General features: G+C 53.2%; 15 protein-coding genes and 5 pseudogenes. 9 read left to right on the forward strand and 11 right to left on the reverse strand.

The window, feature by feature from the left end:
• Positions 1–55: 55 nt before the first annotated feature.
• Both AU509_RS16260 and AU509_RS16265 read left to right on the forward strand, forming a co-directional pair.
• Positions 56–1,459: a nucleobase:cation symporter-2 family protein gene (locus AU509_RS16260; RefSeq protein ID WP_085652522.1), complete on the forward strand. Its 1,404-nt coding sequence runs from the start codon at positions 56–58 to the stop codon at positions 1,457–1,459.
• A gap of 160 nt (positions 1,460–1,619) precedes the next feature.
• Positions 1,620–3,320: an AsmA family protein gene (locus AU509_RS16265; RefSeq protein ID WP_085652523.1), complete on the forward strand. Its 1,701-nt coding sequence runs from the start codon at positions 1,620–1,622 to the stop codon at positions 3,318–3,320.
• A 104-nt stretch (positions 3,321–3,424) separates the two neighbouring features.
• Here AU509_RS16265 and fabY read toward each other — a convergent pair whose 3' ends face one another.
• The 4 genes and pseudogenes from fabY to typA all read right to left on the reverse strand — a co-directional run bounded on the left by fabY (position 3,425) and on the right by typA (position 7,526).
• Positions 3,425–4,366, reverse strand: a complete 942-nt coding sequence (gene fabY / locus AU509_RS16270; RefSeq protein WP_085652524.1) for a fatty acid biosynthesis protein FabY — start codon at positions 4,364–4,366, stop codon at positions 3,425–3,427.
• Between the two features lie 35 nt (positions 4,367–4,401).
• Positions 4,402–4,839 (reverse strand): D-aminoacyl-tRNA deacylase, encoded by a 438-nt coding sequence (gene dtd, locus AU509_RS16275; protein WP_085652525.1) that lies wholly within the window; start codon positions 4,837–4,839, stop codon positions 4,402–4,404.
• Positions 4,840–4,886: 47 nt separating this feature from the next.
• Entirely contained in the window at positions 4,887–5,498 is a 612-nt protein-coding gene (yihX, locus tag AU509_RS16280) for a glucose-1-phosphatase (RefSeq protein ID WP_094118828.1), read from the reverse strand.
• A gap of 205 nt (positions 5,499–5,703) precedes the next feature.
• Positions 5,704–7,526 (reverse strand): annotated as a pseudogene (gene typA, locus AU509_RS16285) (ribosome-dependent GTPase TypA).
• A 370-nt stretch (positions 7,527–7,896) separates the two neighbouring features.
• Between typA and glnA the strand changes: the two are divergent.
• The 4 genes and pseudogenes from glnA to AU509_RS18035 all read left to right on the forward strand — a co-directional run bounded on the left by glnA (position 7,897) and on the right by AU509_RS18035 (position 12,243).
• Positions 7,897–9,305: pseudogene (gene glnA / locus AU509_RS16290) on the forward strand (glutamate--ammonia ligase).
• Between the two features lie 202 nt (positions 9,306–9,507).
• Positions 9,508–10,601 (forward strand): annotated as a pseudogene (glnL, locus tag AU509_RS16295) (nitrogen regulation protein NR(II)).
• Positions 10,564–11,974 (forward strand): annotated as a pseudogene (gene glnG / locus AU509_RS16300) (nitrogen regulation protein NR(I)). The pseudogenes glnL and glnG overlap by 38 nt, the downstream one beginning before the upstream one ends.
• A 146-nt stretch (positions 11,975–12,120) precedes the next feature.
• Positions 12,121–12,243: a YshB family small membrane protein gene (locus tag AU509_RS18035; protein ID WP_139171511.1), complete on the forward strand. Its 123-nt coding sequence runs from the start codon at positions 12,121–12,123 to the stop codon at positions 12,241–12,243.
• Between the two features lie 83 nt (positions 12,244–12,326).
• On the opposite strand, the gene hemN is transcribed toward AU509_RS18035, so the two are convergent.
• Positions 12,327–13,700, reverse strand: a complete 1,374-nt coding sequence (gene hemN / locus AU509_RS16305; RefSeq protein WP_094118829.1) for an oxygen-independent coproporphyrinogen III oxidase — start codon at positions 13,698–13,700, stop codon at positions 12,327–12,329.
• A 187-nt stretch (positions 13,701–13,887) separates the two neighbouring features.
• Entirely contained in the window at positions 13,888–14,424 is a 537-nt protein-coding gene (yihI, locus tag AU509_RS16315; protein ID WP_085652533.1) for a Der GTPase-activating protein YihI, read from the reverse strand.
• A gap of 217 nt (positions 14,425–14,641) precedes the next feature.
• Between yihI and yihA the strand changes: the two genes are divergently transcribed.
• Positions 14,642–15,298 carry a ribosome biogenesis GTP-binding protein YihA/YsxC gene (gene yihA / locus AU509_RS16320; RefSeq protein WP_303393921.1) on the forward strand — a complete coding sequence of 219 codons (657 nt, stop codon included), beginning with the start codon at positions 14,642–14,644 and terminating at the stop codon, positions 15,296–15,298.
• Between the two features lie 91 nt (positions 15,299–15,389).
• Here the strand turns inward: yihA and AU509_RS19150 are convergent, their stop codons facing one another.
• The 5 genes and pseudogenes from AU509_RS19150 to AU509_RS16340 all read right to left on the reverse strand — a co-directional run bounded on the left by AU509_RS19150 (position 15,390) and on the right by AU509_RS16340 (position 20,855).
• Positions 15,390–15,437, reverse strand: coding sequence for a spot 42 RNA, inhibition of DNA synthesis (locus tag AU509_RS19150; protein ID WP_071892919.1), 48 nt, complete (start codon positions 15,435–15,437; stop codon positions 15,390–15,392).
• Positions 15,438–15,733: 296 nt separating this feature from the next.
• A pseudogene (polA, locus tag AU509_RS16325) lies at positions 15,734–18,522 on the reverse strand (DNA polymerase I).
• Positions 18,523–18,889: 367 nt separating this feature from the next.
• A complete protein-coding gene (dsbA, locus tag AU509_RS16330; RefSeq protein ID WP_085652535.1) occupies positions 18,890–19,513 on the reverse strand; it encodes a thiol:disulfide interchange protein DsbA in 624 nt (207 codons plus the stop codon).
• A 22-nt stretch (positions 19,514–19,535) separates the two neighbouring features.
• Positions 19,536–20,522 carry a serine/threonine protein kinase gene (locus AU509_RS16335; RefSeq protein WP_085652536.1) on the reverse strand — a complete coding sequence of 329 codons (987 nt, stop codon included), beginning with the start codon at positions 20,520–20,522 and terminating at the stop codon, positions 19,536–19,538.
• Positions 20,523–20,585: 63 nt separating this feature from the next.
• Positions 20,586–20,855 (reverse strand): YihD family protein, encoded by a 270-nt coding sequence (locus AU509_RS16340; RefSeq protein ID WP_085652541.1) that lies wholly within the window; start codon positions 20,853–20,855, stop codon positions 20,586–20,588.
• Between the two features lie 114 nt (positions 20,856–20,969).
• Here AU509_RS16340 and mobA point away from each other — a divergent pair, with 114 nt between their 5' ends.
• Positions 20,970–21,548, forward strand: a complete 579-nt coding sequence (gene mobA / locus AU509_RS16345) for a molybdenum cofactor guanylyltransferase MobA (protein ID WP_094118831.1) — start codon at positions 20,970–20,972, stop codon at positions 21,546–21,548.
• A complete protein-coding gene (mobB, locus tag AU509_RS16350) occupies positions 21,541–22,053 on the forward strand; it encodes a molybdopterin-guanine dinucleotide biosynthesis protein MobB (RefSeq protein ID WP_094118832.1) in 513 nt (170 codons plus the stop codon). Before mobA ends, mobB begins: the two co-directional genes overlap by 8 nt.
• Positions 22,054–22,529 lie beyond the last annotated feature (476 nt).

Below are 22,529 nucleotides of genomic sequence, written 5' to 3' on the forward strand. Positions count from 1 at the left end.
TTTATTAGGCAGATCATTAAAATGCGTTTTTTGTCGTTCTGGAGTGCCAACCGCCATGCGTATTCCCTCTGCCGAACCTTTGCGCCCGGAAGAACCCGCCGCTGTTCATCCACGCAGCGAACTCATCTACCGCCTTGAAGACCGCCCTCCGTTGCCGCAAACGCTGTTTGCCGCCGGCCAGCATCTGTTAGCCATGTTCGTCGCCGTTATCACACCGGCGTTACTGATCTGTCAGGCGCTCGGGCTACCCGCGCAAGATACGCAACACATTATCAGCATGTCGCTGTTTGCATCCGGTCTGGCCTCCATACTGCAAATCAAAACCTGGGGGCCTGTGGGTTCCGGGCTGCTGTCGATTCAGGGCACCAGCTTTAACTTTGTGACGCCGCTGATTATGGGCGGATTGGCGTTGAAAAACGGCGGTGCAGATGTTCCCACCATGATGGCCGCGCTGTTCGGCACACTGATGGTCGCCTCTTGTACCGAGATCCTGCTGTCCCGCGTTCTTCATCTGGCCCGGAGAATCATCACCCCGCTGGTTTCCGGCGTGGTCGTCATGATCATTGGCTTGTCGCTGATTCAGGTTGGGCTGACCTCGATTGGTGGTGGATTCGCGGCGATGAACGACCACTCGTTCGGCGCGCCCAAAAATCTGCTGCTGGCAGGCGTGGTCCTACTGGTTATCATCCTGCTGAATCGCCAGCGTAATCCCTATCTGCGGGTCGCCTCACTGGTCATCGCTATGGCCGTCGGGTATCTGGTGGCGTGGCTGATGGGCATGCTGCCGAAAGAAATGTCCAGCACGACACAGTCCGCCATCATGGTGCCGACACCGCTGTATTACGGTCTGGGCTTCGACTGGAGCCTGCTCGTACCGCTGATGCTGGTATTTATGGTGACGTCACTGGAAACCATTGGCGACATCACAGCGACGTCCGACGTCTCTGAACAACCCGTCCGCGGACCGCTGTACATGAAACGCCTGAAGGGCGGCGTGCTGGCCAACGGCCTAAACTCCATGCTTTCCGCGGTATTCAATACCTTTCCCAACTCCTGCTTCGGTCAGAACAATGGCGTAATCCAACTGACCGGCGTCGCCAGCCGCCATGTCGGTTTCGTCGTAGCGTTAATGCTGATTGTGCTGGGCCTATTCCCGGCCGTCAGCGGATTCGTTCAACACATCCCGGAACCAGTGCTCGGAGGCGCGACCATCGTGATGTTCGGCACGATCGCCGCCTCAGGCGTGCGCATCGTGTCTCGCGAACCGTTAAACCGCCGGGCGATTATGATCATCGCCCTCTCGCTGGCCGTGGGTCTGGGTGTTGCGCAGCAGCCGCTGATCCTGCAATTCGCGCCAGACTGGCTGAAAACGCTGCTGTCTTCCGGCATCGCTGCGGGCGGGATCACCGCCATCGTCTTGAATCTGGTGTTCCCGCAAGAGCAAGAAGAAAAAGAATAGGGAGCCTGCTTCCAGATATTTCGTATTTACCGTGCTAATCAGGGTCCCATGATGCAACATCGGACCCTGATTCTTGTCAGGAGTATGATTACCGACTTGAGCCGCTGCAGACATTGCGGCATAACATTTCTATCCTCGACGACAGGCACGGACTGATACGATGAAATTGATCGGGAAACTACTCATCTCACTGCTGTTACTGACCTTTCTGGTTTTGGTGGCGCTTTATCTCGCGCTGCAGACCGAATGGGGAGCCAACTGGATCAGCCGTTGGGTTAGTCAACATACCGAATACAGACTATCGCTGAAAAAGGTGTCTCTGGACTGGACGTCGCCCAGCGTATTCCAGCTCGCAGAGGTTTCATTCGGCCGTGAAAATCAGCCGACGACATTGGTCGCCAAACAGGTCTCCGTCGGGCTTAGCGTCCGCCAAATTACTACGCCGTCTCATTTCGCCAGCCTGCAGTTGGAAGGCGGAACGCTCAATCTGAGTCAAACCGGTTACGCATTGCCTTTTAAGGCTGACGTGTTGCAGTTCAAGGACATGGCGCTACAGGTGCAAGACGGCGACTGGCGGCTCAACGGACAGCAGATCAACGGCGGCATCACACCGTGGGAGCCGCAGTCCGGTCATCTGCTGGGAAACAATGCGCGTTTCCAACTCAGTGCCCGCTCGCTGACGCTGAATGATATGCCCGTCAGTCAGGTGTTTGTTGAAGGCACATTCGACAATCAGCGCCTGACGCTTAGCAACTTCGGCGCCAATGTCGCCCGGGGGGAGCTGACTGGCAGCGCGCAGCGCGCGGACGATGGTAGTTGGAAGATTGATCGCCTCAGGTTGAGTAATGTGAGGCTGCAAACTTCGCGCTCCCTCTCCGATTTCTGGCGACCTGCCGCACCGCTGCCCGCCATCAGCATTGAGCGTTTCGATCTGATAGATGCCCGCATCGAGGGGCCGGGCTGGGCCGCCAGCGATCTTGACGCCACACTGCAACACGTCACTTTTCAACAGGATAACTGGCAGAGTGAGGACGGCTCGCTGTCGTTCAACGCATCCGATCTTATCAACGGCGACATGCATCTGATCGATCCGATTATCAATCTGGACCTGTCCGCCCAGGGGATCGCCATCCGCCAGTTCTCGACCCGTTGGGAAAGAGGACTGCTGCGTGCCAGCGGCAACTGGCAGCGCAGCGACCGCCGGCTGACGCTGGATGAGCTGGTGATCGCGGGAATGGAATACACCCTGCCGGGAGACTGGCGTCAACGCTGGCAACAGACATTGCCGTCGTGGCTGGAAACGGTCTCCGTCAAAAAATTTACCGCCAACCGTAACCTGCTGATCGATATCAATCCAGACTTCCCGTTCCAAGTAACCGCGCTTGACGGCTATGGCAGCGACCTGATGCTGGCCCGCGAGCACCAGTGGGGAATCTGGGCAGGCTCGCTTAACCTGAACGCCAGCGATGCCACGTTCAATAAAGTGGATATTCGACGCCCATCGCTGGCATTGACGGCGGACAACGAACGGATCACGTTTACCGATCTCAGCGCCTTTACGCCGGGGGGACTGTTGGAAGCAAAAGCCGATATCGGTCAGTCCCCTGCGCGTGAATTTACGCTGGATATGAATGCCAAATCCGCGGCATTCGACACATTGCTTCTCTGGGGCTGGCCGACGCCGACTCGCACGCCATCGGGTAATCTCAATTTTCAGTTAAAGCTGAAAGGTCAGATGGAGAATGCCTCGCCGCTGAAGCCCACCCTAAACGGCGTTTTGCAGGGAACAGACAACGATGGGCAACCGGTTTATCAACGGTTGTATCAGGGTATTCTGCAGGAAGGAGCGCCGACGCCCTAAGTCAAGCGAGGCGATGACAAACAGAAGGCCGGATTCGTCATCCGGCCTTCTGTTATTCGTGAAGAGTTATTCCCGAAACCATCGATATCTGCGCCGTAAATCACTCAGTCGCCCGATAAACCCGAAGGCTCCAGAGGATCATCCGGTGTCGGCGGCAAGACCATGTACACGCCTTCAAATAATGCTCCTTTTGACCCTTCACCGAATAATTCAACGTTCAGATGCACCCTTGCCCGACGACCGCGAGCCAGCTTGTCCAGATCGCCGCTGAGCGACCCAAGATTAGCCACCGCGCTGGGACGGCCGGTGATCGGTGAGCTGTAACGAATATGCGCATCCGCCAAAACGATAGTGCCGCCCAACTGACGCTCCCGCAGCAGTAGCCAAATCAGCCCCCAGCCGGTCAAAGTCGCCAGAGAAAACAGGCTGCCAGCGAAGATGGTGTGATGGGGGTTCTGATTGACGACTTCCGGCATCGTGGTAATGAACTTCTTGCCGGTGTACTGACTGATGCGCACACCCATCTTTTCACTCAGCGGTATATGATCGTGCCAGGCTTGTTGTAGCTGTCCGCACCAGTCAGGGCGGTGCAAAATATCATCCAGCGTCGCCACCGGTTTAATCATCAGGAAATGCCGAATTGGCGTTGTCTGCGGCGTCGTGATCTCGCCCTGATCCACAAATCCCAGCTTGGCGAAAAAGGCTTTCGCTTCTTCACGCGCGCTACATACCACACGCTTGGCTCCCTCCTGACGCGCCACTGACTCCAGTGCCATCGCCAGCAAGGTGCCCAACCCTTTACGTCGAACGTCGGGGTGAACCGCCAGAAAACGGATAGAGGCCTCATTGTCAGCGTTGATATAGAGCCGTCCCACGGCGACCAGACGCCCTTGGACGTCAACGACGGTCTGATGATGGGCTAGCGAGTCATAGGCGTCGCGTTCGGAGCCTAACGGCTGCTGCAACGGTTTACGCAGCATCTCCCAGCGAAACTGGTAGTAGGCGTCCAGCTCTTTGGCGCTTTCCGGCACTCTCAAGTGATACATAAACAGCCTCGGTTAACCAAGAGATGCATTGCGATCTATGCCTGTAACCAGAAGGTCACGGGGCCATCGTTGACCAATTCAACCTTCATATCGGCGGCAAAACGACCCGTTTCGGTGGTCATGCCTTGCTCCCGGCATCGGCCGACAAAATAGTGATATAACCGTTCGGCTTCGGCAGGCGCGGCTCCACGCGAAAAACTAGGACGCATCCCCTTCTTCGTATCGGCCGCCAGCGTAAACTGCGATACCACCAGCAGGCTGCCGCCAGCCTGACGCACATTCAGGTTCATCTTATCCTGCTCATCGCCGAAAATTCGGTACCCGATCACCCGTTCGCATAGCCGCTCGGCATTCTTTTCGTCATCACCCTGCTCAACGCCCAGCAATACGACCAATCCCGCATCGATTTTACCGATAACTTCATTATCCACGGTAACGCTGGCTCTGGAGACGCGCTGAATTAACCCAATCATAAAAACGTTGCTGCTCCTGTCTGATACTGAATGGAAACGGCCTGGCGCTATTCACTCACCGTGGCGGAATGAGAAGAAAAGAAGTCTGTCAGAACCTGACGATCGTTGACCTGAATGGCATGGATGCCCAACGCGGAAGCCGCGATGATATTGTCCGCATTGTCATCGAAGAAGATAGTGTCTTGAGCGAGGTATCCTTCCTGCTGCAACACATATTCGTAAATGCCAGCCTCAGGTTTACGCATGCCAAGTTCTTGCGACAAATACATATGGTCGGCCGCCTGCTCTATCTCAGGATAAAGCGAAGACCACTGCTGATGATGCAGGCGGTTGGTGTTCGAAAGTACCACGACCCGCTGCCCGTCGCGCCGTAGCTGCTGCATGATATCCAACACTTCAGGACGTACTCCGATAAAGATCGATTCCCAGCCTGCGGCAAACTGCTCAAAGCTGAGGGCAATCCCCATTTCGTGGCACAGCTCAGAGGCGAATGCCTCATCATCGATCTCGCCGCGCTCATGTTGTTCAAACGCATGCCCCATAACAAAGCGTTCGCTCAGGCTAGCCAGGGGGACACCGCTAAGGTTGCTCCATACTCCCAGCACCCGTTTGAAATCGATATCAATGACGACGTTGCCCAAATCAAAGATATACAACATAGGTCCTCCTGATGAGTGAGTAGGCTTTCACTGTAACGGTAAAAAGGAGAACTGAACAGAGAAGATCTAAGGCCTCACACACCGTTTTCGGGCGTGGTCTTACTCTGCCAAATAAGGATAACCCAATGAAAATAAATAAAAAAAGCCAGTCAGCTTTCGCTGACTGGCTTTTTCTGAAACGAGACCGTCGTTACAGAAAAGACACTTAGTCTTCTTTGCTCGAGCGACCCGCGCGGCGGCGGTCGTTTTCGGTCAGGTGACGTTTACGCAGACGAACAGACGTCGGCGTCACTTCTACCAGTTCGTCGTCATCGATGAATTCCAGAGCCTGCTCCAGAGTCATCTTGACCGGCGGTACCAGCGTCGTGGCTTCATCCGTACCGGAAGCACGCATGTTGGTCAGTTTCTTACCGGTCAGGCAGTTCACGGTCAGGTCGTTAGAACGTGAGTGAATACCGATGATCTGGCTTCATAAACTTCGGCACCGTGACCCAGGAACAATTTACCGCGATCCTGCAGACCGTACAGAGCAAATGCGACCGCTTTACCCTGACCATTAGAGATCAGTACGCCGTTCTGACGCTGACCGATATCGCCCGGACGCACGTCATCGTAATGACTGAACGTGGAGTACAGCAGACCAGTACCCGATGTCATGGTCATGAACTCGGTACGGAAACCGATCAGACCGCGGCTTGGGATAACGTAGTCGAGACGAATACGGCCCTTGCCATCCGGAACCATATCTTTAACGTCGCCTTTACGCTCGCCCATCGCCTGCATGACGGAGCCCTGATGCTGTTCTTCGATATCCAGCGTCACGTTTTCAAACGGCTCTTGATTGCGACCGTCGATCACGCGGTTGATAACTTTCGGACGTGAAACGGCCATTTCGAAGCCTTCACGACGCATGTTTTCAATCAGAACGGACAGGTGAAGCTCACCACGACCGGATACGCGGAAAGCATCCGCATCTTCAGTCTCTTCCACGCGCAGCGCAACGTTGTGGATCAGTTCTTTGTTCAGACGCTCAAGGATCTGACGCGACGTCACGAACTTACCTTCTTTACCGCAGAAAGGAGACGTGTTGACGCAGAAGAACATGGTCACGGTCGGTTCGTCGACGCTCAGCGCAGGCAGCGCTTCAACGGTAGCCGGATCGCAAATAGTATCGGAAATGTTCAGTTCGCCCAGACCGGTGATAGCGATGATATCGCCCGCTTCAGCCAGCGTGGATTCGATACGCTCCAGACCCATGTGGCCCAAGACTTTACCGACTTTACCGTTACGCGTTTTGCCTTCGCTGTCAATGACAGTAACCTGCTGGTTAGGCTTAACCATGCCGCGTTTGATACGGCCGATACCGATAACACCGACGTAGTTGTTGTAGTCCAGCTGGGAGATTTGCATCTGCAGCGGGCCGTCGCGGTCCACTTTCGGCGCTTCAACGTGTTCGATGATCGCTTCAAACAGCGGAGTCATGTCGCTGGCCATGTCGGAGTGATCCAGACCGGCGATACCGTTCAACGCGGAAGCGTAAACGATCGGGAAGTCCAGCTGCTCGTCAGTAGCATCCAGGTTTACGAACAGGTCGAATACCTGATCGACAACCCAGTCAGGGCGTGCGCCCGGACGGTCAACTTTGTTGATGACCACGATCGGCTTCAGACCATTGGCAAATGCTTTTTTGGTCACGAAACGGGTCTGCGGCATCGGGCCATCCATTGCATCAACGACCAGTAGCACCGAGTCAACCATCGACATAACACGTTCTACCTCACCGCCGAAGTCGGCGTGTCCTGGGGTATCAACGATGTTAATGCGGTAGTCTTTCCAATTGATGGCGGTATTTTTAGCGAGGATGGTGATCCCACGCTCTTTCTCCAAATCGTTGGAGTCCATAACACGTTCGGTGGCTTCACTACGTTCATCAAACGTACCGGACTGTTGTAGCAGCTTGTCGACCAGGGTGGTTTTCCCATGGTCAACGTGCGCAATAATAGCGATGTTACGCAAATTTTCGATCACAGCTTTGCCTCAGGCATTTAGAAATAGCGCGCTATTGTACACGGATTAATCGAGGGACTAAACAGGATCACAAACATCTCTTGCAAACAACCTCACATTGAGGAGGTTGTGATCCCTTTCACGGTGCAATTGCGCTACAAACACATTGAAGAGCACCAATATGGTGCTAACAATGCAAAATAAAGCACTATTTTGGTGCAGATTACTATATTGGTGCAGTCGAAGACACTGAGAAAACCAGAGAATGGGCTCTCGGGCACAAATACTAAAGTTGGCACAGATTTAGCTATAGTCTACGTACGGTAACAACAACATGCCACAACGATATTCGTTCCACGACGATAAATGATATAACCCGGGAGAACCAAGTATGTCAGTTGAACACGTTTTGACGCTGCTGAAAGAACATGAGGTGAAATTCGTCGACCTTCGTTTCACCGATACTAAAGGTAAAGAACAGCACGTCACGATCCCTTCCCATCAGGTAGATTCAGATTTCTTCGAAGACGGCAAAATGTTCGATGGTTCTTCTATCGGCGGATGGAAAGGCATCAACGAATCAGACATGGTGTTAATGCCTGACGTCACAACCGCCGTTCTCGACCCGTTCTACGAAGAGTCGACGCTGATCATCCGCTGTGACATCCTCGAGCCAGGCACAATGCAGGGCTACGATCGCGACCCGCGTTCCATCGCTAAACGCGCAGAGGACTTCCTGAGTTCTTCCGGTATCGCGGATACCGTACTGTTCGGGCCAGAACCCGAGTTCTTCCTGTTTGATGACGTTCGCTTCGGCAGCAGCATCTCCGGCTCCCATGTCACTATCGACGATATCGAAGGTGCCTGGAACTCCAGCAAAGAATACGAAGGCGGCAATAAAGGCCATCGTCCGTCCGTGAAAGGCGGTTACTTCCCGGTTCCTCCTGTCGACTCTTCTCAGGACATCCGTTCCACCATGTGTCTGACCATGGAGCAGATGGGTCTGGTGGTTGAAGCCCATCACCACGAAGTCGCGACGGCAGGTCAGAATGAAGTGGCTACTCGCTTCAACACCATGACCAAAAAAGCCGACGAAATTCAGATTTATAAATACGTCGTCCACAACGTTGCACACGCTTTCGGTAAAACCGCAACGTTCATGCCGAAACCGATGTTCGGCGACAATGGTTCTGGTATGCACTGCCACATGTCTCTGTCCAAAGACGGCGTAAACCTGTTTTCCGGCGACAAATACGGCGGCCTGTCCGAAATGGCGCTGTACTACATCGGCGGCGTTATCAAACACGCAAAAGCGATCAACGCACTGACCAACCCGGCGACCAACTCTTACAAACGACTGGTTCCTGGCTACGAAGCACCGGTCATGCTGGCATACTCCGCGCGTAACCGTTCTGCCTCTATCCGTATCCCGGTGGTCGCAAGCCCGAAAGCGCGCCGTATCGAAGTCCGCTTCCCGGATCCGGCAGCCAACCCGTACCTGGCTTTCACCGCACTGCTGATGGCCGGTCTGGACGGTATCATCAACAAGATCCATCCTGCGATGCCATGGATAAGAACTTGTACGATCTGCCACCGGAAGAAGCGAGTGAAATCCCAACCGTAGCAGGCTCACTGGAAGAAGCGTTGAATGCGCTGAACGAAGACCGTGAGTTCCTGACCCGCGGCGGCGTCTTCACCGAAGACTCCATCGATGCTTACATCGAACTGCGTCGTGCGGAAAATGATCGCGTACGCATGACTCCGCATCCGGTAGAGTTCGAACTGTACTACAGCGTGTAAGTGTTCGCGCAATGACGGCAGCCCGAATAATAACGATGTTGAAGCTGCCGTCACCAACAAGATTTCTTGTTTATTTGTTGCCGTGGAAACTTTTCAGCCCATCTTCGGATGGGCTTTTTTCTCCGCGCGGCATCGTACGGTTGCTAAGCAATATTTATCAATCCAGAATGTAACGCACTAAAAAAGTGCAGGAGTCTGCGTTATGGCAACAGGCACGCTGCCCGATGCTGGGCAGATCCTCAATTCTTTAATTAACAGCATCCTACTGCTGGATAAAAATCTGGCGATCCATTATTCGAACCCAGCAGCCCAACAACTACTGGCGCAAAGCTCGCGGAAACTATCGGGAACGCCATTGCCTGAACTGCTTGGCTATTTCTCGCTAAATATCGATTTGATGCTGGAAAGCCTCAACTCCGGGCAGGGCTTTACGGATAACGAAGTCACCATCGTGGTGGACGGCAGAGCCACATCATGTCGCTAACGGCGCAGCGTATTCAGAATGATTATATTTTGATGGAAATGGCGCCGATGGATAACCAGCGCAAACTCAGCCAGGAGCAGCTACAACACGCGCAGCAGCTGGCGGCACGAGATTTGGTTCGTGGTCTTGCTCACGAAATTAAAAACCCGCTGGGAGGCTTGCGCGGCGCGGCGCAGCTACTGTCCAAAGCACTGCCCGACCCGTCTTTGACGGAATATACCAAAGTCATTATCGAACAGGCGGATCGCTTGCGTAATCTGGTCGATCGTCTGTTAGGGCCGCAGCAACCGGGGCTGCACGTCACGCAAAGTATTCATCAGGTCGCGGAGCGCGTCTTCCAGCTGGTTTCACTGGAAAAAGCCGATAACGTCACGCTGGTCAGGGATTACGACCCCAGCCTGCCGGAATTGATGCACGACCCGGATCAGATTGAACAGGTCCTGCTGAATATCACCCGCAACGCATTGCAGGCGTTGGGTGAAGAAGGCGGTTCCATCACCATCCGTACCCGCACGGCCTTCCAGCTCACGCTGCACGGCGTCCGCTATCGTTTAGTGGCCCGTATCGATATTGCAGATGATGGCCCGGGTGTCCCCGCTCATTTACAAGATACCTTGTTTTATCCGATGGTAAGCGGACGCGAAGGGGGCACCGGACTAGGATTGTCGATCGCCCGTAATCTTATCGATCAACACTCCGGTAAAATTGAATTTAACAGTTGGCCAGGTCACACCGAATTTTCGGTCTATCTGCCATCCGCCAGTGAGGTCCATGATGCAACGAGGGATAGTCTGGATTGTCGACGACGATAGCTCCATCCGCTGGGTGCTCGAACGCGCGCTCACAGGAGCCGGCTTAACCTGCGCGACGTTTGATAACGGGAATCAGGTATTAAACGCATTATCCACGCAAACACCGGATGTACTGCTTTCCGATATCCGTATGCCGGGAATGGACGGGCTGGCCCTGCTGCAACAAATTAAACAGCGCCACCCCATGCTGCCGGTCATTATTATGACGGCGCATTCCGATTTAGATGCGGCCGTCAGCGCTTATCAGCAGGGTGCTTTCGACTACCTGCCAAACCGTTCGATATCGATGAAGCGGTTGCGCTAGTCGAACGCGCCATCAGCCACTACATGGAACAGCAGCAACCGGTCCGTAATCAGCCGATCAGCGGGCCGACGACGGATATCATCGGGGAAGCGCCCGCAATGCAGGACGTTTTCCGGATCATAGGACGCCTTTCGCGCTCTTCCATCAGCGTCTTGATCAACGGGGAATCCGGTACGGGTAAAGAGCTGGTCGCGCATGCGTTGCATCGCCACAGCCCTCGCGCTAAAGCCCCTTTCATCGCGCTGAATATGGCCGCCATCCCCAAGGATTTGATCGAATCAGAGCTGTTCGGCCATGAGAAAGGCGCCTTCACCGGCGCGAATCAGATTCGCCAGGGCCGCTTTGAGCAGGCCGATGGCGGTACGCTGTTTCTGGATGAAATCGGCGACATGCCGTTGGATGTGCAGACTCGACTGTTGCGCGTACTGGCCGATGGGCAGTTCTACCGCGTAGGGGGATATGCGGCGGTCAAAGTTGATGTCCGGATTATTGCTGCAACCCACCAGAATCTGGAGCTGCGAGTACAGGAAGGCAAATTTCGCGAAGATTTGTTCCATCGCCTGAACGTCATTCGCGTACATCTGCCGCCGCTGCGGGAGCGTCGGGAAGATATTCCTCGCCTCGCCCGCTACTTCCTGCAGGCGACCGCCAAGGAGCTGGGCGTTGAACCGAAGAACCTGCATCCCGAGACGGAAGCGGCGCTAACGCGTCTGCCGTGGCCTGGCAACGTCCGCCAGCTGGAAAATACCTGCCGTTGGTTGACCGTCATGGCTGCGGGTCAGGAAGTGCTGATTCAGGATTTGCCGCCGGAGCTGTTTGAAACCACCGCGCCTGACGCCACGGTACATGTTCAGCCAGACAGCTGGGCAACCCTGCTGGCGCAATGGGCTGACCGGGCGTTGCGTTCCGGTCATCAAAACCTGTTGGCGGAAGCCAGCCAGAAATGGAGAGAACGCTGCTGACGACCGCGCTCCGTCACACACAGGGGCATAAACAGGAAGCCGCGCGTCTGTTGGGCTGGGGGCGTAATACGCTTACACGCAAACTGAAAGAGTTGGGGATGGAGTAGTCGGATTGCCGCTCTTCTTATCGGCTTTTTAGTCGGTCGGGGGAGCGGGAAAGGGGCATCTCAGCGCAGGTATTATTGTCGTCATTTTATACTTTACATGATCATCACTAGCAGTATGATCACTGCGCTGACAGGAGAATGTAACCATGTTGGAATCACTTTTTTCGGCGTTGTCACACGGCGCTGAAATGGGCAATGCGGTGGGACACTCCCCGCAGACGGCCATCGCAGCCGTGTTGTGTGCCGCCTTGATTAACTTTTTTAGCTGATCCCGCAGGCCATCATCGTGGGTTCACGCTGGCAGGAAAGATAAAAACAGCCGCTTAGCGGCTGTTTTTGTTTCTATCAGGACTTATATCACCCGAGAAAACTGGCGAGTTCGCATCTTACTGCGCAGATAGATGTCGAAACACATGCAAATATTACGGATTAGCAAGCGTCCCTTCGGCGTCACAATCAACTCCCGAGACGTCACCTCGATCAGACCATCCGCCACCATCGGCTCCAGCAAGGTCAGATCCTCTGAGAAATAATCATCAAAATTGATCTGATAATCCATTTCTATCGCGGAGTAGCTCAGCCGGAAGTTGCAGATCAGCGTTTTAATGACGTCCCGACGAATGCAATCGTCACGCGTCAGCTGCACACCGCGCCACAGCGCGTTGCCCTGGGTCTGCACCTGAGTGTAGTAGTCCTTCAAAACCTTCTGATTCTGAGCATAACTATCACCGATCATACTAATCGCGGAAACGCCCATTCCCAGCAAATCGGTCTCGCCCTGCGTCGTATAGCCCTGAAAGTTTCTATGCAGCTTCCCTTCGCGCTGCGCCACAGCTAACTCATCATCGGGACGCGCGAAATGATCCATACCAATGAACTGATAGCCCGAGGCGGTCAGGTCATGAATTGTTTGCTGTAAAATATCCAGCTTCTGCTCGGCGCCAGGCAAATCCGCCTCTTTTATTTTCCGCTGCGCGGCAAATAGCGTCGGGAGGTGGGCGTAGTTGAACACGCTCAACCGGTGCGGACCTAACTCCGCCACGCGTTGCAGTGTATAGGCGAAACTCTCCGGCGTCTGTTTCGGCAGGCCGTAAATCAAATCGATATTGGTGGAGGCGAACCCAAGCGCCTTGGCCCGTTCGATCAGGGCAAAGATAAACGCTTCATCCTGTTCACGATTGACTAATCGCTGAACCTCTTTATTGAAGTCTTGTACCCCCATGCTCAGGCGGTTGAACCCTTCCTGATGCAGGTGATCCACGATATCCAACTCGATTTCACGCGGGTCTATCTCTAGCGACATCTCCGCATGAGCGTCAAACGTAAACTGCTCGCGCAACAGCGCCATTAATCGGGTGATTTGTTTTGCATTCAGAAACGTCGGGGTTCCGCCGCCCCAATGCATCTGAGTGACCGTTCGTCCGGCGAACAGGGGCGCCCGCTGACGAATTTCCAGTTCAAGGACATCCAGATACTCGTCCGCCTTATGCAGCTGACGCGTCACCAGCTTGTTGCACCCGCAGAAATAGCACAGACGATGGCAAAACGGGATGTGGATATACAGGGAAAGTGGTCGCTCGGGGTAACGAGCGGCCGCTTGCAGAAAAGCGGATTCATCGTAGCTTTCGGTGAATTCCAGCGCGGTAGGGTAAGACGTATAGCGGGGTCCGGAATAATTATACTTTTGTATCAGCTCCAGATCCCAATCGATGCTCGTTCCAGACATATTGCTGCTTACTCCTTGCGGTATCGTTTATTGCCTGACCGTCTCTGCGGTATTGGCTGCTGTCGGGAAGACAGGCTGCGTCGCAGCAATCGCGTCTTCCTGTTCGACAGACACCACAGTTTAGCCAACAGACTCAGCAAAAAACACATAACCAGCAAGGTTAAAATCAGAAACAGCCCTTTAAACATCAATATCCGTCTTTAGGGTTATTCCGTTTGAGCAACTGCAGCATATCTTCCTGAGGTTCTTCTTCATCGTCCTCGTCATCGCCCAACTCAATGCCCAGCTGCTCCATCAGTGCATCGATGCGGTCGAGTTTCTCATCAACCCAAGACTGGTCTTTCACTGAAAGCGTTTCCCCTTTCTCGAGCAGATCCAGCAGTTCGTCCAGTCGCGGATCGTTTTCCAGCATTTCCAGCTCGGCTTCAGGAGACAGCACCACTTTTTTCTCCAGTTCCGGCTCAGGAATAGAGGAAACCGGCGCGGCATCAGCCGTGGTCAGTGGGATCTTTTTCTTACTGCCAATACGCGGATCGACAACTTTTCCCAGCCCGGAGGTCGTCTTGTTATCGTTTCCACCCTGGGCGCGACTTCCCGCAGCCAGTCCACGGCGTTTTTTCTGACGCTTGCGTGCACGAGCTTCGGTATCCAATTCTTCACGGGTTTTTCTTTTGATTTTAGGTTTGGCGGCCTTACCGCCCGGCCGTTTGAATGGCTGTTTCATGGCATCGCTCTCAGATTATTAAGAATGTAGGGAATTGCGGCGGAATCTAGCAGAAAGCGTACGAATAAAAAAGCACCCAACTTCACGGAAGAGGCTTTTATTTTTTCACAATATTACGCTGACGTCGTCAAAGTGACGATACAGATAAAGACCACAGCCACGGCAAGTTACAGGTATAATCGCTGAGTAACTATTAATCCAGACAGAGACGAAGATTGTGACCCATCAATACAACTACCAGGTGACCCATTTCGTTACCAGTGCCCCGGACATTCGCCATTTGCCCGCAGATAGCGGTATTGAAGTCGCCTTTGCTGGACGTTCAAACGCCGGAAAGTCCAGTGCTCTTAATACGCTAACCAATCAGAAAAGCCTGGCCAGAACCAGTAAAACCCCAGGGCGCACTCAGCTGATCAACCTGTTTGAGGTGGTCGACGGCGTACGACTGGTGGACTTGCCCGGCTACGGCTACGCGGAAGTGCCGGAAGAAATGAAGCGGAAATGGCAGCGCGCCTTGGGCGAATATCTGCAGAAACGTCAATGCTTGCAGGGATTGGTGGTGCTGATGGATATCCGTCATCCGCTCAAGGATCTCGACCAACAGATGCTGGAGTGGGCGGTTGCCGCTGAACTACCTGTGCTGGTTCTATTGACCAAGGCCGACAAGCTGGCTCAGGGCGCGCGCAAAGCGCAGCTGAACATGGTGCGTGAAGCCATACTGCCGCTGATGGGCGATATTCAGGTGGAAACGTTCTCCTCCCTGAAAAAGAGCGGCGTAGATAAGCTGAGCGAGAAACTGGACAGCTGGTTCAACGGAACCCCGTACGAAGATTTTCCTGATCAGGCGAATAATACCCTGATATCACGGGCATAAAGTCCGCCGGCATGACTCCCCATCGCGGTCAGTATTTCAGCGACCCAATAAAAAACGCCCCGCTCAGAAAACCGAGCGGGGCGGCTAATATTCAGCCAAATCCGATTACGTGAAGTAAAAGGTCTGAAAGATAGAACATCTTACCTCTGTACCCTACGGAAATAACTCTACCCTATTTTTTTACGGCTACAAAGATTTTTTTGTTGTTTACTTTCACGCATTGCGTAAAGCATCGCCATAAAAGCGGACATCGCCGCATGATCTTGTAGCTTAATTACAAAACGGGCCATTTTCTGATGAAATTGACTCAAGTTTGTCCACCACCACACTAGATAACACGATGAATTACGGGCATTAATTAGGCAGGTTTGCCTGCCCCAGGTCGACCCAAGGGCAGGCGGAATCGAACGATTTCAGTCAGGAAAGAGAGATGTATTAGTGTGCCTGATCCCAGTTAATACCGGTTCCCACATCCACCCGTAGCGCACATCCAGCTTCATGCATCCTTCCATCAACGCCTTGATTTTCGCCTTGGATTGCTCCAGCACGGAGTCATGCACTTCGAACACCAATTCATCGTGAACCTGCATGATCATGGTCACCAACGGTTCGTCCTGTTGCTGCAACCAACCGTCGATGGCGATCATTGCTTTCTTAATGATGTCCGCCGCCGTCCCCTGCATCGGTGCGTTGATCGCCGCACGTTCCGCCGCCTTACGGCTCATGGCGTTTCGGGCGTTGATCTCCGGCAGATAGAGGCGTCGACCATCCAGCGTAGAAACATAACCCTGTTCAGCCGCCTGCTCACGCGTGCGCTCCATATACTCCTGAACGCCCGGATAACGCTCGAAGTAGAGATTCATGTATTTCTGAGATTCAGAACGCGGAATATTGAGCTGTCGAGACAGACCAAAGGCGCTCATACCGTATATGAGGCCAAAGTTAATCGCCTTGGCGCTGCGGCGCTGCTCGGACGTCACTTTATCCAACGAAGAACCAAAGACTTCCGCCGCCGTGGCGCGGTGAATATCCAATCCTTCGGAGAAGGCCCGCAGCAGTCCGGTATCCCGTGAGAGATGGGCCATGATACGCAGTTCGATTTGTGAATAGTCCGCCGCGACAATGCTGTAGCCTTCGCGAGCGACAAACGCCTGGCGGATACGTCGTCCTTCCTCGTTACGCACCGGAATGTTTTGCAGGTTGGGATCGCTGGAAGACAATCGACCGGTCGCCGTCACCGCCTGGTGATAGGACGTGTGCACCCTTCCCGTCAGCGGGTTGATCATCACCGGCAGCTTATCCGTATAGGTGGATTTCAGCTTCGACAGGCCGCGGTACTCGAGAATTAGCTTCGGCAACGGATAATCTAACGCCAGTTCCGCCAGCACTTCTTCGTTGGTGGACGGCGCTCCTTTCGGGGTTTTCTTCCTGACGGGCAGCTGCAGTTTTTCATACAGGATATGCTGCAACTGCTTGGTAGAGGAGAGGTTGAAAGGCTCGCCAGCCAGCTCATGAACTTCAACTTCAAGCTCCGCAAGCCGCTTCGTTAACTCTTTGGAGTGCTCGGCAAGAATGCCGGCATCAATCAATACGCCATTGCGTTCCATGCGCGACAAAATCGGCACCAGCGGCATATCAATGTTGTCAAAAACGTTTCGTAGCTCAGGCTCTTTTTCCAGTTTTTCCCACAGCTTCTGGTGCAAGTGCAGCGTGACATCGGCGTCTTCCGCCGCATACACCGCCGCCTGTTCCAGCGGAATTTGATTAAAGGTGAGCTGGTTTTTGCCTTTGCCGGCGATCTCTTCAAACGAGATAGTTTTATGCTGCAGGTAACGTGATGCCATGCTGTCCATATCATGACGGCCGCTCACGCTATCCAATACGTAAGATTCCAGCATCGTGTCGAACGCCATGCCCTGCAACTCAATGTTGTAGCGGGCCAGCACGCCGCGGTCATACTTCAGATTCTGACCAACTTTCAGTACGGCAGGATCTTCCAGCAGCGGCTTAAGCAGTTCCAACGCTCTGTCGCACGTCATCTGTTCCGGAGCATCCAAATAATCGTGACCCAACGGCAGATAGGCGGCCTCGCCCGGCTTATCAGAGAATGAGATACCGACCAGATTGGCGCTCAACGTGTCCAGACTGTCGGTTTCAGTATCGAACGCGAAAACGTCAGCAGACTTCAGACGGTCGATCCACGTCTCGAGCGTCTTCTCATCCAAAATGGTGACATAGCCTTCCTGCGACAGTGAGCGCTCAACCGCCGCCACACTTTTTTCTTCAACCGCTGCAGGTTTGTTTTTCGCTGCGACCGGACTCTTTTTGCCCTGCAACCAGACGCCTGATTCCAGTTCAATCTGCCAACGCCGGAACTCATAATGCTTGAACAGCTCACTCAGCTCGTCCACTTGCGGCTCGGTGACCGCCAGCTGTTCACAGCTCAGCTCCAGCTCGACGTCAGTTTTGATGGTAGCCAACTGGTAAGAGAGATAAGCCACCTCTTTATGCTGTTCCAGTTTAGCCGCCATGGTTTTAGCGCCGCGGAAGGAAAGATCGGCGATTTTATCCAGATTGGCGTACAGCGTATCCAAACCGCCCAGCCCTTGCAGCAGCGCCTGAGCCGTTTTCTCACCCACGCCCGGCACGCCGGGAATGTTATCGGAGGCATCGCCCATCAACGCAAGGAAGTCGATCATCAGTTCCGGCGGAATACCATATTTGTCACACACTTCCTGAGGACCCAGGATAGCGTTGTTCATGGTGTTGATTAGAGTAATGTTGGGCGTCACCAGCTGCGCCATATCTTTATCACCGGTGCTGATCAGCACCGGCGTCGACTTCAACTCAGCCTGCTGAGCCAGAGTGCCGATGACATCGTCCGCTTCCACGCCCGAAACCGCTAACAGCGGCAGGCCCATCGCCCTGACCATTTTATGCAACGGCTCGATCTGAGCCCGCAGGTCATCCGGCATCGGGGGACGGTGAGATTTGTAATGTTCAAACAGCTCATCACGAAAGGTTTTTCCTTTCGCATCAAACACAACCGCAACGTGGCTGGGATGATATTGAAGCAACAGGCTGCGCAGCATGTTCAGCACGCCGTACATCGCCCCGGTAGGTTCGCCTGCACTGTTCGTCAGCGGAGGGAAAGCGTGATAGGCGCGGTATAAGTAAGATGAACCGTCGACAAGAATTAAAGGGTTGTCTGCTATTTGAGCCATAATCTGTTTCAATTGTTATTTCCAGCCATCATATAAGCATGCCATAGGTGACAAGAAGAGACGAATAATAACGCGTCAATACGGCAACGCTTTCGTGACGTATCGCAGAAACTCCTGTGGATAAGTTTGTGCATAGAAATACTTAAATAATTAACAGGAGAATAAATATCGCGAGGGGTAATTAAATTGTTAAGCAAAATCAGTTAACTAAAATAGAAACTTGTATTCACTTGTCGTTAACGGAAAACATATAATTTGTGGATACCTATGAAAATAAAACTCAATTTCACGCGGTTATTTTTGCCAAAAGATTCGCTTTCAGAAAAACCGACGCCATACGGCTCTCACCTTATGGCGTCGACTTAAATTACTTTTTAGAAATCAGGAATTTTACGACATCAGCATATTGCTGGACGTAAACGTCCATTGAGCTGGTGTCCAGACCGTCGTTCTTAACCATATATTTGCCGTTCACAAACAGAGACGGAACCCCGCGCAGCTGTAAATCCGCCGCTGCTTTTTCCTGCTGAACCACCAGAGATTTCACGACGAAGCTATTAAGCGCGCTATCGTAGTCTTCCCCTTTAACCCCAGCAGAGATGAAGACGTTACGAATATCTTCCGGTTTCTGCACCGTCTGGTTTTTCTGTACCGCATCAAACATGAGCGGGCTGATTTTATCCTCAACACCCAAGGCAATAGCGACCGCCCACGCTTCCGTCAGGTTTTTTCCCAAGTCCCCCAGGAAATCCACATGGTACTTAACCATTTTAGTGCCAGCCGGCAACCCTTTCTGTATCGCATCAGGGATGTGATAAATCTGGGAAAACTGATAGCAATGCGGGCAATAGAAAGAGAAAAATTCCAGGACCTGCGGCTCCTGCGTCGCGGTTCTATCCAGCGTGACAAACTGTTTCCCCTCGGTGAAATCCGCAGCGGAAGCACTGAACGCCATGATGACACCAATCAGTGTTAGCCATACTTTCTTCATATCACTCTTTTCTCCGTTAACTTTAGTACATCGGCGTCAGCTGCAAAGGCGGTTCCTGCAACAGCTTAACCTGCTCGACAAAGGTGGAGGCTTGTTTCGACCAGAAATCGGCATCCTGCATCCAGGGAAAGCTCCTTGGAAACGCAGGGTCTTGCCAACGACGGGCAACCCAGGCCAGATAGTGAATCATTCTCATCGCTCGCAACGGCTCGATGAGTGCCAGTTCCTTCTCATCGAAAGAAGAAAACTCGCTGTAAGCGTCCAACAGAATATCCAGCTGTATTCGCTGCTCACGCCGCTCGCCGTGCAAAAGCATCCACAAATCCTGAATGGCGGGTCCGTTGCGGGCATCATCCAAATCAACGAACAAAGGGCCGTCACGCCACAGAATGTTGCCGGGATGGCAATCTCCGTGCAGTCGGGCCGACGTCGAGTCGTCATGCCAGCAGCGTTTCACTTCTTGAATCAGACGATTGGTCGCGTTCAGAAAGGTTTCCCGCAGCGAAGCTGGTATCAAAGCGCATCGGGATAACTCATCAAACGGCTCATACAGATACTCCTGTAGGCCGATAGTCGGCCGCGCGGCGAAATCGCGTTTACGACCAGTTTGATGAATACGTCCCAAATAACGACCAACCCCTTCCAGCTGGTCGTCGTTATCCATTTCATACTGCCTTCCCCCTACGCTGGGAAAGACGGTAAAGAAAAAGCCATCATGCTCATGCAAGGTCTCCCCCTGCAGCGCCAAAGGCGCAACAACCGGCACTTCGTCCTGCGCCAGTTCAGCAGCAAACTGATGTTCTTCGTCGATCTGAGCCTTGCTCCAGCGCTGAGGACGGTAGAATTTGACCACGTAGCGCTTACGATCTTCATCGCTAAGCTGGTATACCCGGTTTTCGTAGCTATTGAGCGCGATTAATCCGGAGTCGACGCGTACGCCTGCAGACCAAAGCGCATCCATGATGACGTCGGGCGACAGGGTATGAAAATTGAATACAGCATCATGCATTGCGTTTAACGCTCCCGTTGCAAAAGGCGTACGCGCGCATCGACGCGAAAAACGAGCTTTTCATTAGTCTTTGATGACTCCACGGGCTCGCAGGATCGCCGTTTTGAAATCCACTTCTACGTCTTTCTGCAACCCTGGGATCGGTTGATCTTGGTTGGAGCCACGCATTTTCAAATGGTAGATAAGGATATCATCAGTCAGATCCCCTAGCGCCCCCTCAAACCCTGCTTCCTTTGCAAGTTTTTGTAAAAATTCCATCAAATTCAAATCAGGTTCCTGCTGCCAGGCCGGGTGCAGCAGTTCAACTAACTCATTCACGCGATGACATTTCATGGTCGGTTCTCCATACTCAACGTTAATAGTCGTGTACTTAGTATGAGGAAAGCGCTTGGCGTTACGCCATTGTTTTCCCTCAGTCAGCATCATTTATTTTCAGGTCAACACATCATGATCACGGGAATCATTCTGGCTGGCGGACAATCCTCGCGGATGGGCGGCCACGATAAAGGTCTGCTCCTGCTGAAGGGCATTCCGCTGTATCAACACGTTTTAACACGGCTGGTCAGCCAGGTGGATAACGTACTCATCAATGCCAACCGGCACCATGAACGTTACCAGCAAAGCGGGTATCCGGTGATCGGTGATATTAACCGCCAATTTGCCGGACCGTTAGCGGGGATGTACTCGGGATTAGCCCTCATGGAAAGCGAATGGGCGCTTTTTGCTCCCTGTGATGTGCCAGCGCTACCGTTAAATCTCGTCTCTCGTTTACAACAGCACATTGGACATCATCCCGCGGCCTATGCGACCGACGGCGAACGCGACCATCCGACGTTACTTCTTATCAATAAAAGCCAGACCCGCGCGCTTGAGGCCTTTCTGTCGAAGGGTGACCGCAAACTGATGCTGTTTCTCAATCACATTGATGTGCAACCCGTGTCATTCGGCGATCAACGTAAGGCATTTCGCAATATTAATACGCCAGAAGAACTTGCTGATTGGCGAGAGGACCTAAAAGATGAGTAGCGCCGTACCGCTTCTGGCGATCGCCGCATACAGCGGTACCGGAAAAACGACATTGTTAACGCAGTTAATTCCCTTACTCAAAGCATCTGGTATTCGCGTCGGCATGATTAAACATACGCACCATGAGATGGATATCGATACACCGGGGAAAGATAGTTATCGCCTCCGCAAAGCGGGGGCTGATCAGACGCTGGTCGCGAGCGCAAAACGCTGGGCATTGATGACGGAAACGCCGGATCAGTCAGAACCTGATCTTGCGTGGCTGGCGAGCAGAATGGATCATACAAAGCTCGATCTGGTGCTGGTCGAAGGCTTTCGCCGCGAGAAGATCCCCAAAATCGTCCTGTATAGGCAGGATACGGGTCATAATGTGGCTGATTTGATCGATAATGACACTCTGGCGATCGCCAGCGATGTGCCCTTAAACGTCCCCGTGCCTCAACTCAATCTGAACCATCCTTCCGCTATCGCCGCCTTTATATGCCAATGGCTCGATGCCCAATAGCCGTGGATATGAGTGAGCCCCCCTCCAGATCTTAGCCCGTGACTTAACGCTACAAGGATTAGAGGGGTCGGTGGGGAAGGCAAGAGTAGCGCTCTGTGATAGCTCCCTTTATGGAGCAACCAAGAAAATCCTTAACGATAAGCACCTCGAGCCAGTATTAAAGCTGGCGCATCTGGATCTTCATGATGGTGGACATCAGCGGGCTTATCCACTGTATGACGGCCCTTTCGCATTTCACGCCAGACTCTTCGCGCGACGCCTCATCGGCGTGGTCAGTACCGAGTCATCACAAAGCAGGGGCAAAAGAGAGTTTAACCTCACTCAGGACTGATACCGGCGGGATAAATAGGTCCAGGTGCAGAATCAAGGGAGCATGGGGTCAGGATGGGTAAAGGGAGCAAGCTGTTGAGCAGGAATAGGTCATCACAACGGTCTTTTGAGCCACGCAGACACTTGCAGAACCCGACTCACGTCCA

It is taken from the genome of Lonsdalea britannica, assembly GCF_002111595.1.
Lineage (GTDB): Bacteria > Pseudomonadota > Gammaproteobacteria > Enterobacterales > Enterobacteriaceae > Lonsdalea > Lonsdalea britannica.

Coding starts and splice junctions, on each gene's coding strand:
- AU509_RS16260 (WP_085652522.1), top strand. CDS start 56: ATGCGTATTCCCTCTGCCGAACCTTTGCGCCCGGAAGAACCCGCCGCT.
- AU509_RS16265 (WP_085652523.1), top strand. CDS start 1,620: ATGAAATTGATCGGGAAACTACTCATCTCACTGCTGTTACTGACCTTT.
- fabY (WP_085652524.1), bottom strand. CDS start 4,366: ATGTATCACTTGAGAGTGCCGGAAAGCGCCAAAGAGCTGGACGCCTAC.
- dtd (WP_085652525.1), bottom strand. CDS start 4,839: ATGATTGGGTTAATTCAGCGCGTCTCCAGAGCCAGCGTTACCGTGGAT.
- yihX (WP_094118828.1), bottom strand. CDS start 5,498: ATGTTGTATATCTTTGATTTGGGCAACGTCGTCATTGATATCGATTTC.
- AU509_RS18035 (WP_139171511.1), top strand. CDS start 12,121: ATGTTGGAATCACTTTTTTCGGCGTTGTCACACGGCGCTGAAATGGGC.
- hemN (WP_094118829.1), bottom strand. CDS start 13,700: ATGTCTGGAACGAGCATCGATTGGGATCTGGAGCTGATACAAAAGTAT.
- yihI (WP_085652533.1), bottom strand. CDS start 14,424: ATGAAACAGCCATTCAAACGGCCGGGCGGTAAGGCCGCCAAACCTAAA.
- dsbA (WP_085652535.1), bottom strand. CDS start 19,513: ATGAAGAAAGTATGGCTAACACTGATTGGTGTCATCATGGCGTTCAGT.
- AU509_RS16335 (WP_085652536.1), bottom strand. CDS start 20,522: ATGCATGATGCTGTATTCAATTTTCATACCCTGTCGCCCGACGTCATC.
- AU509_RS16340 (WP_085652541.1), bottom strand. CDS start 20,855: ATGAAATGTCATCGCGTGAATGAGTTAGTTGAACTGCTGCACCCGGCC.
- mobA (WP_094118831.1), top strand. CDS start 20,970: ATGATCACGGGAATCATTCTGGCTGGCGGACAATCCTCGCGGATGGGC.
- mobB (WP_094118832.1), top strand. CDS start 21,541: ATGAGTAGCGCCGTACCGCTTCTGGCGATCGCCGCATACAGCGGTACC.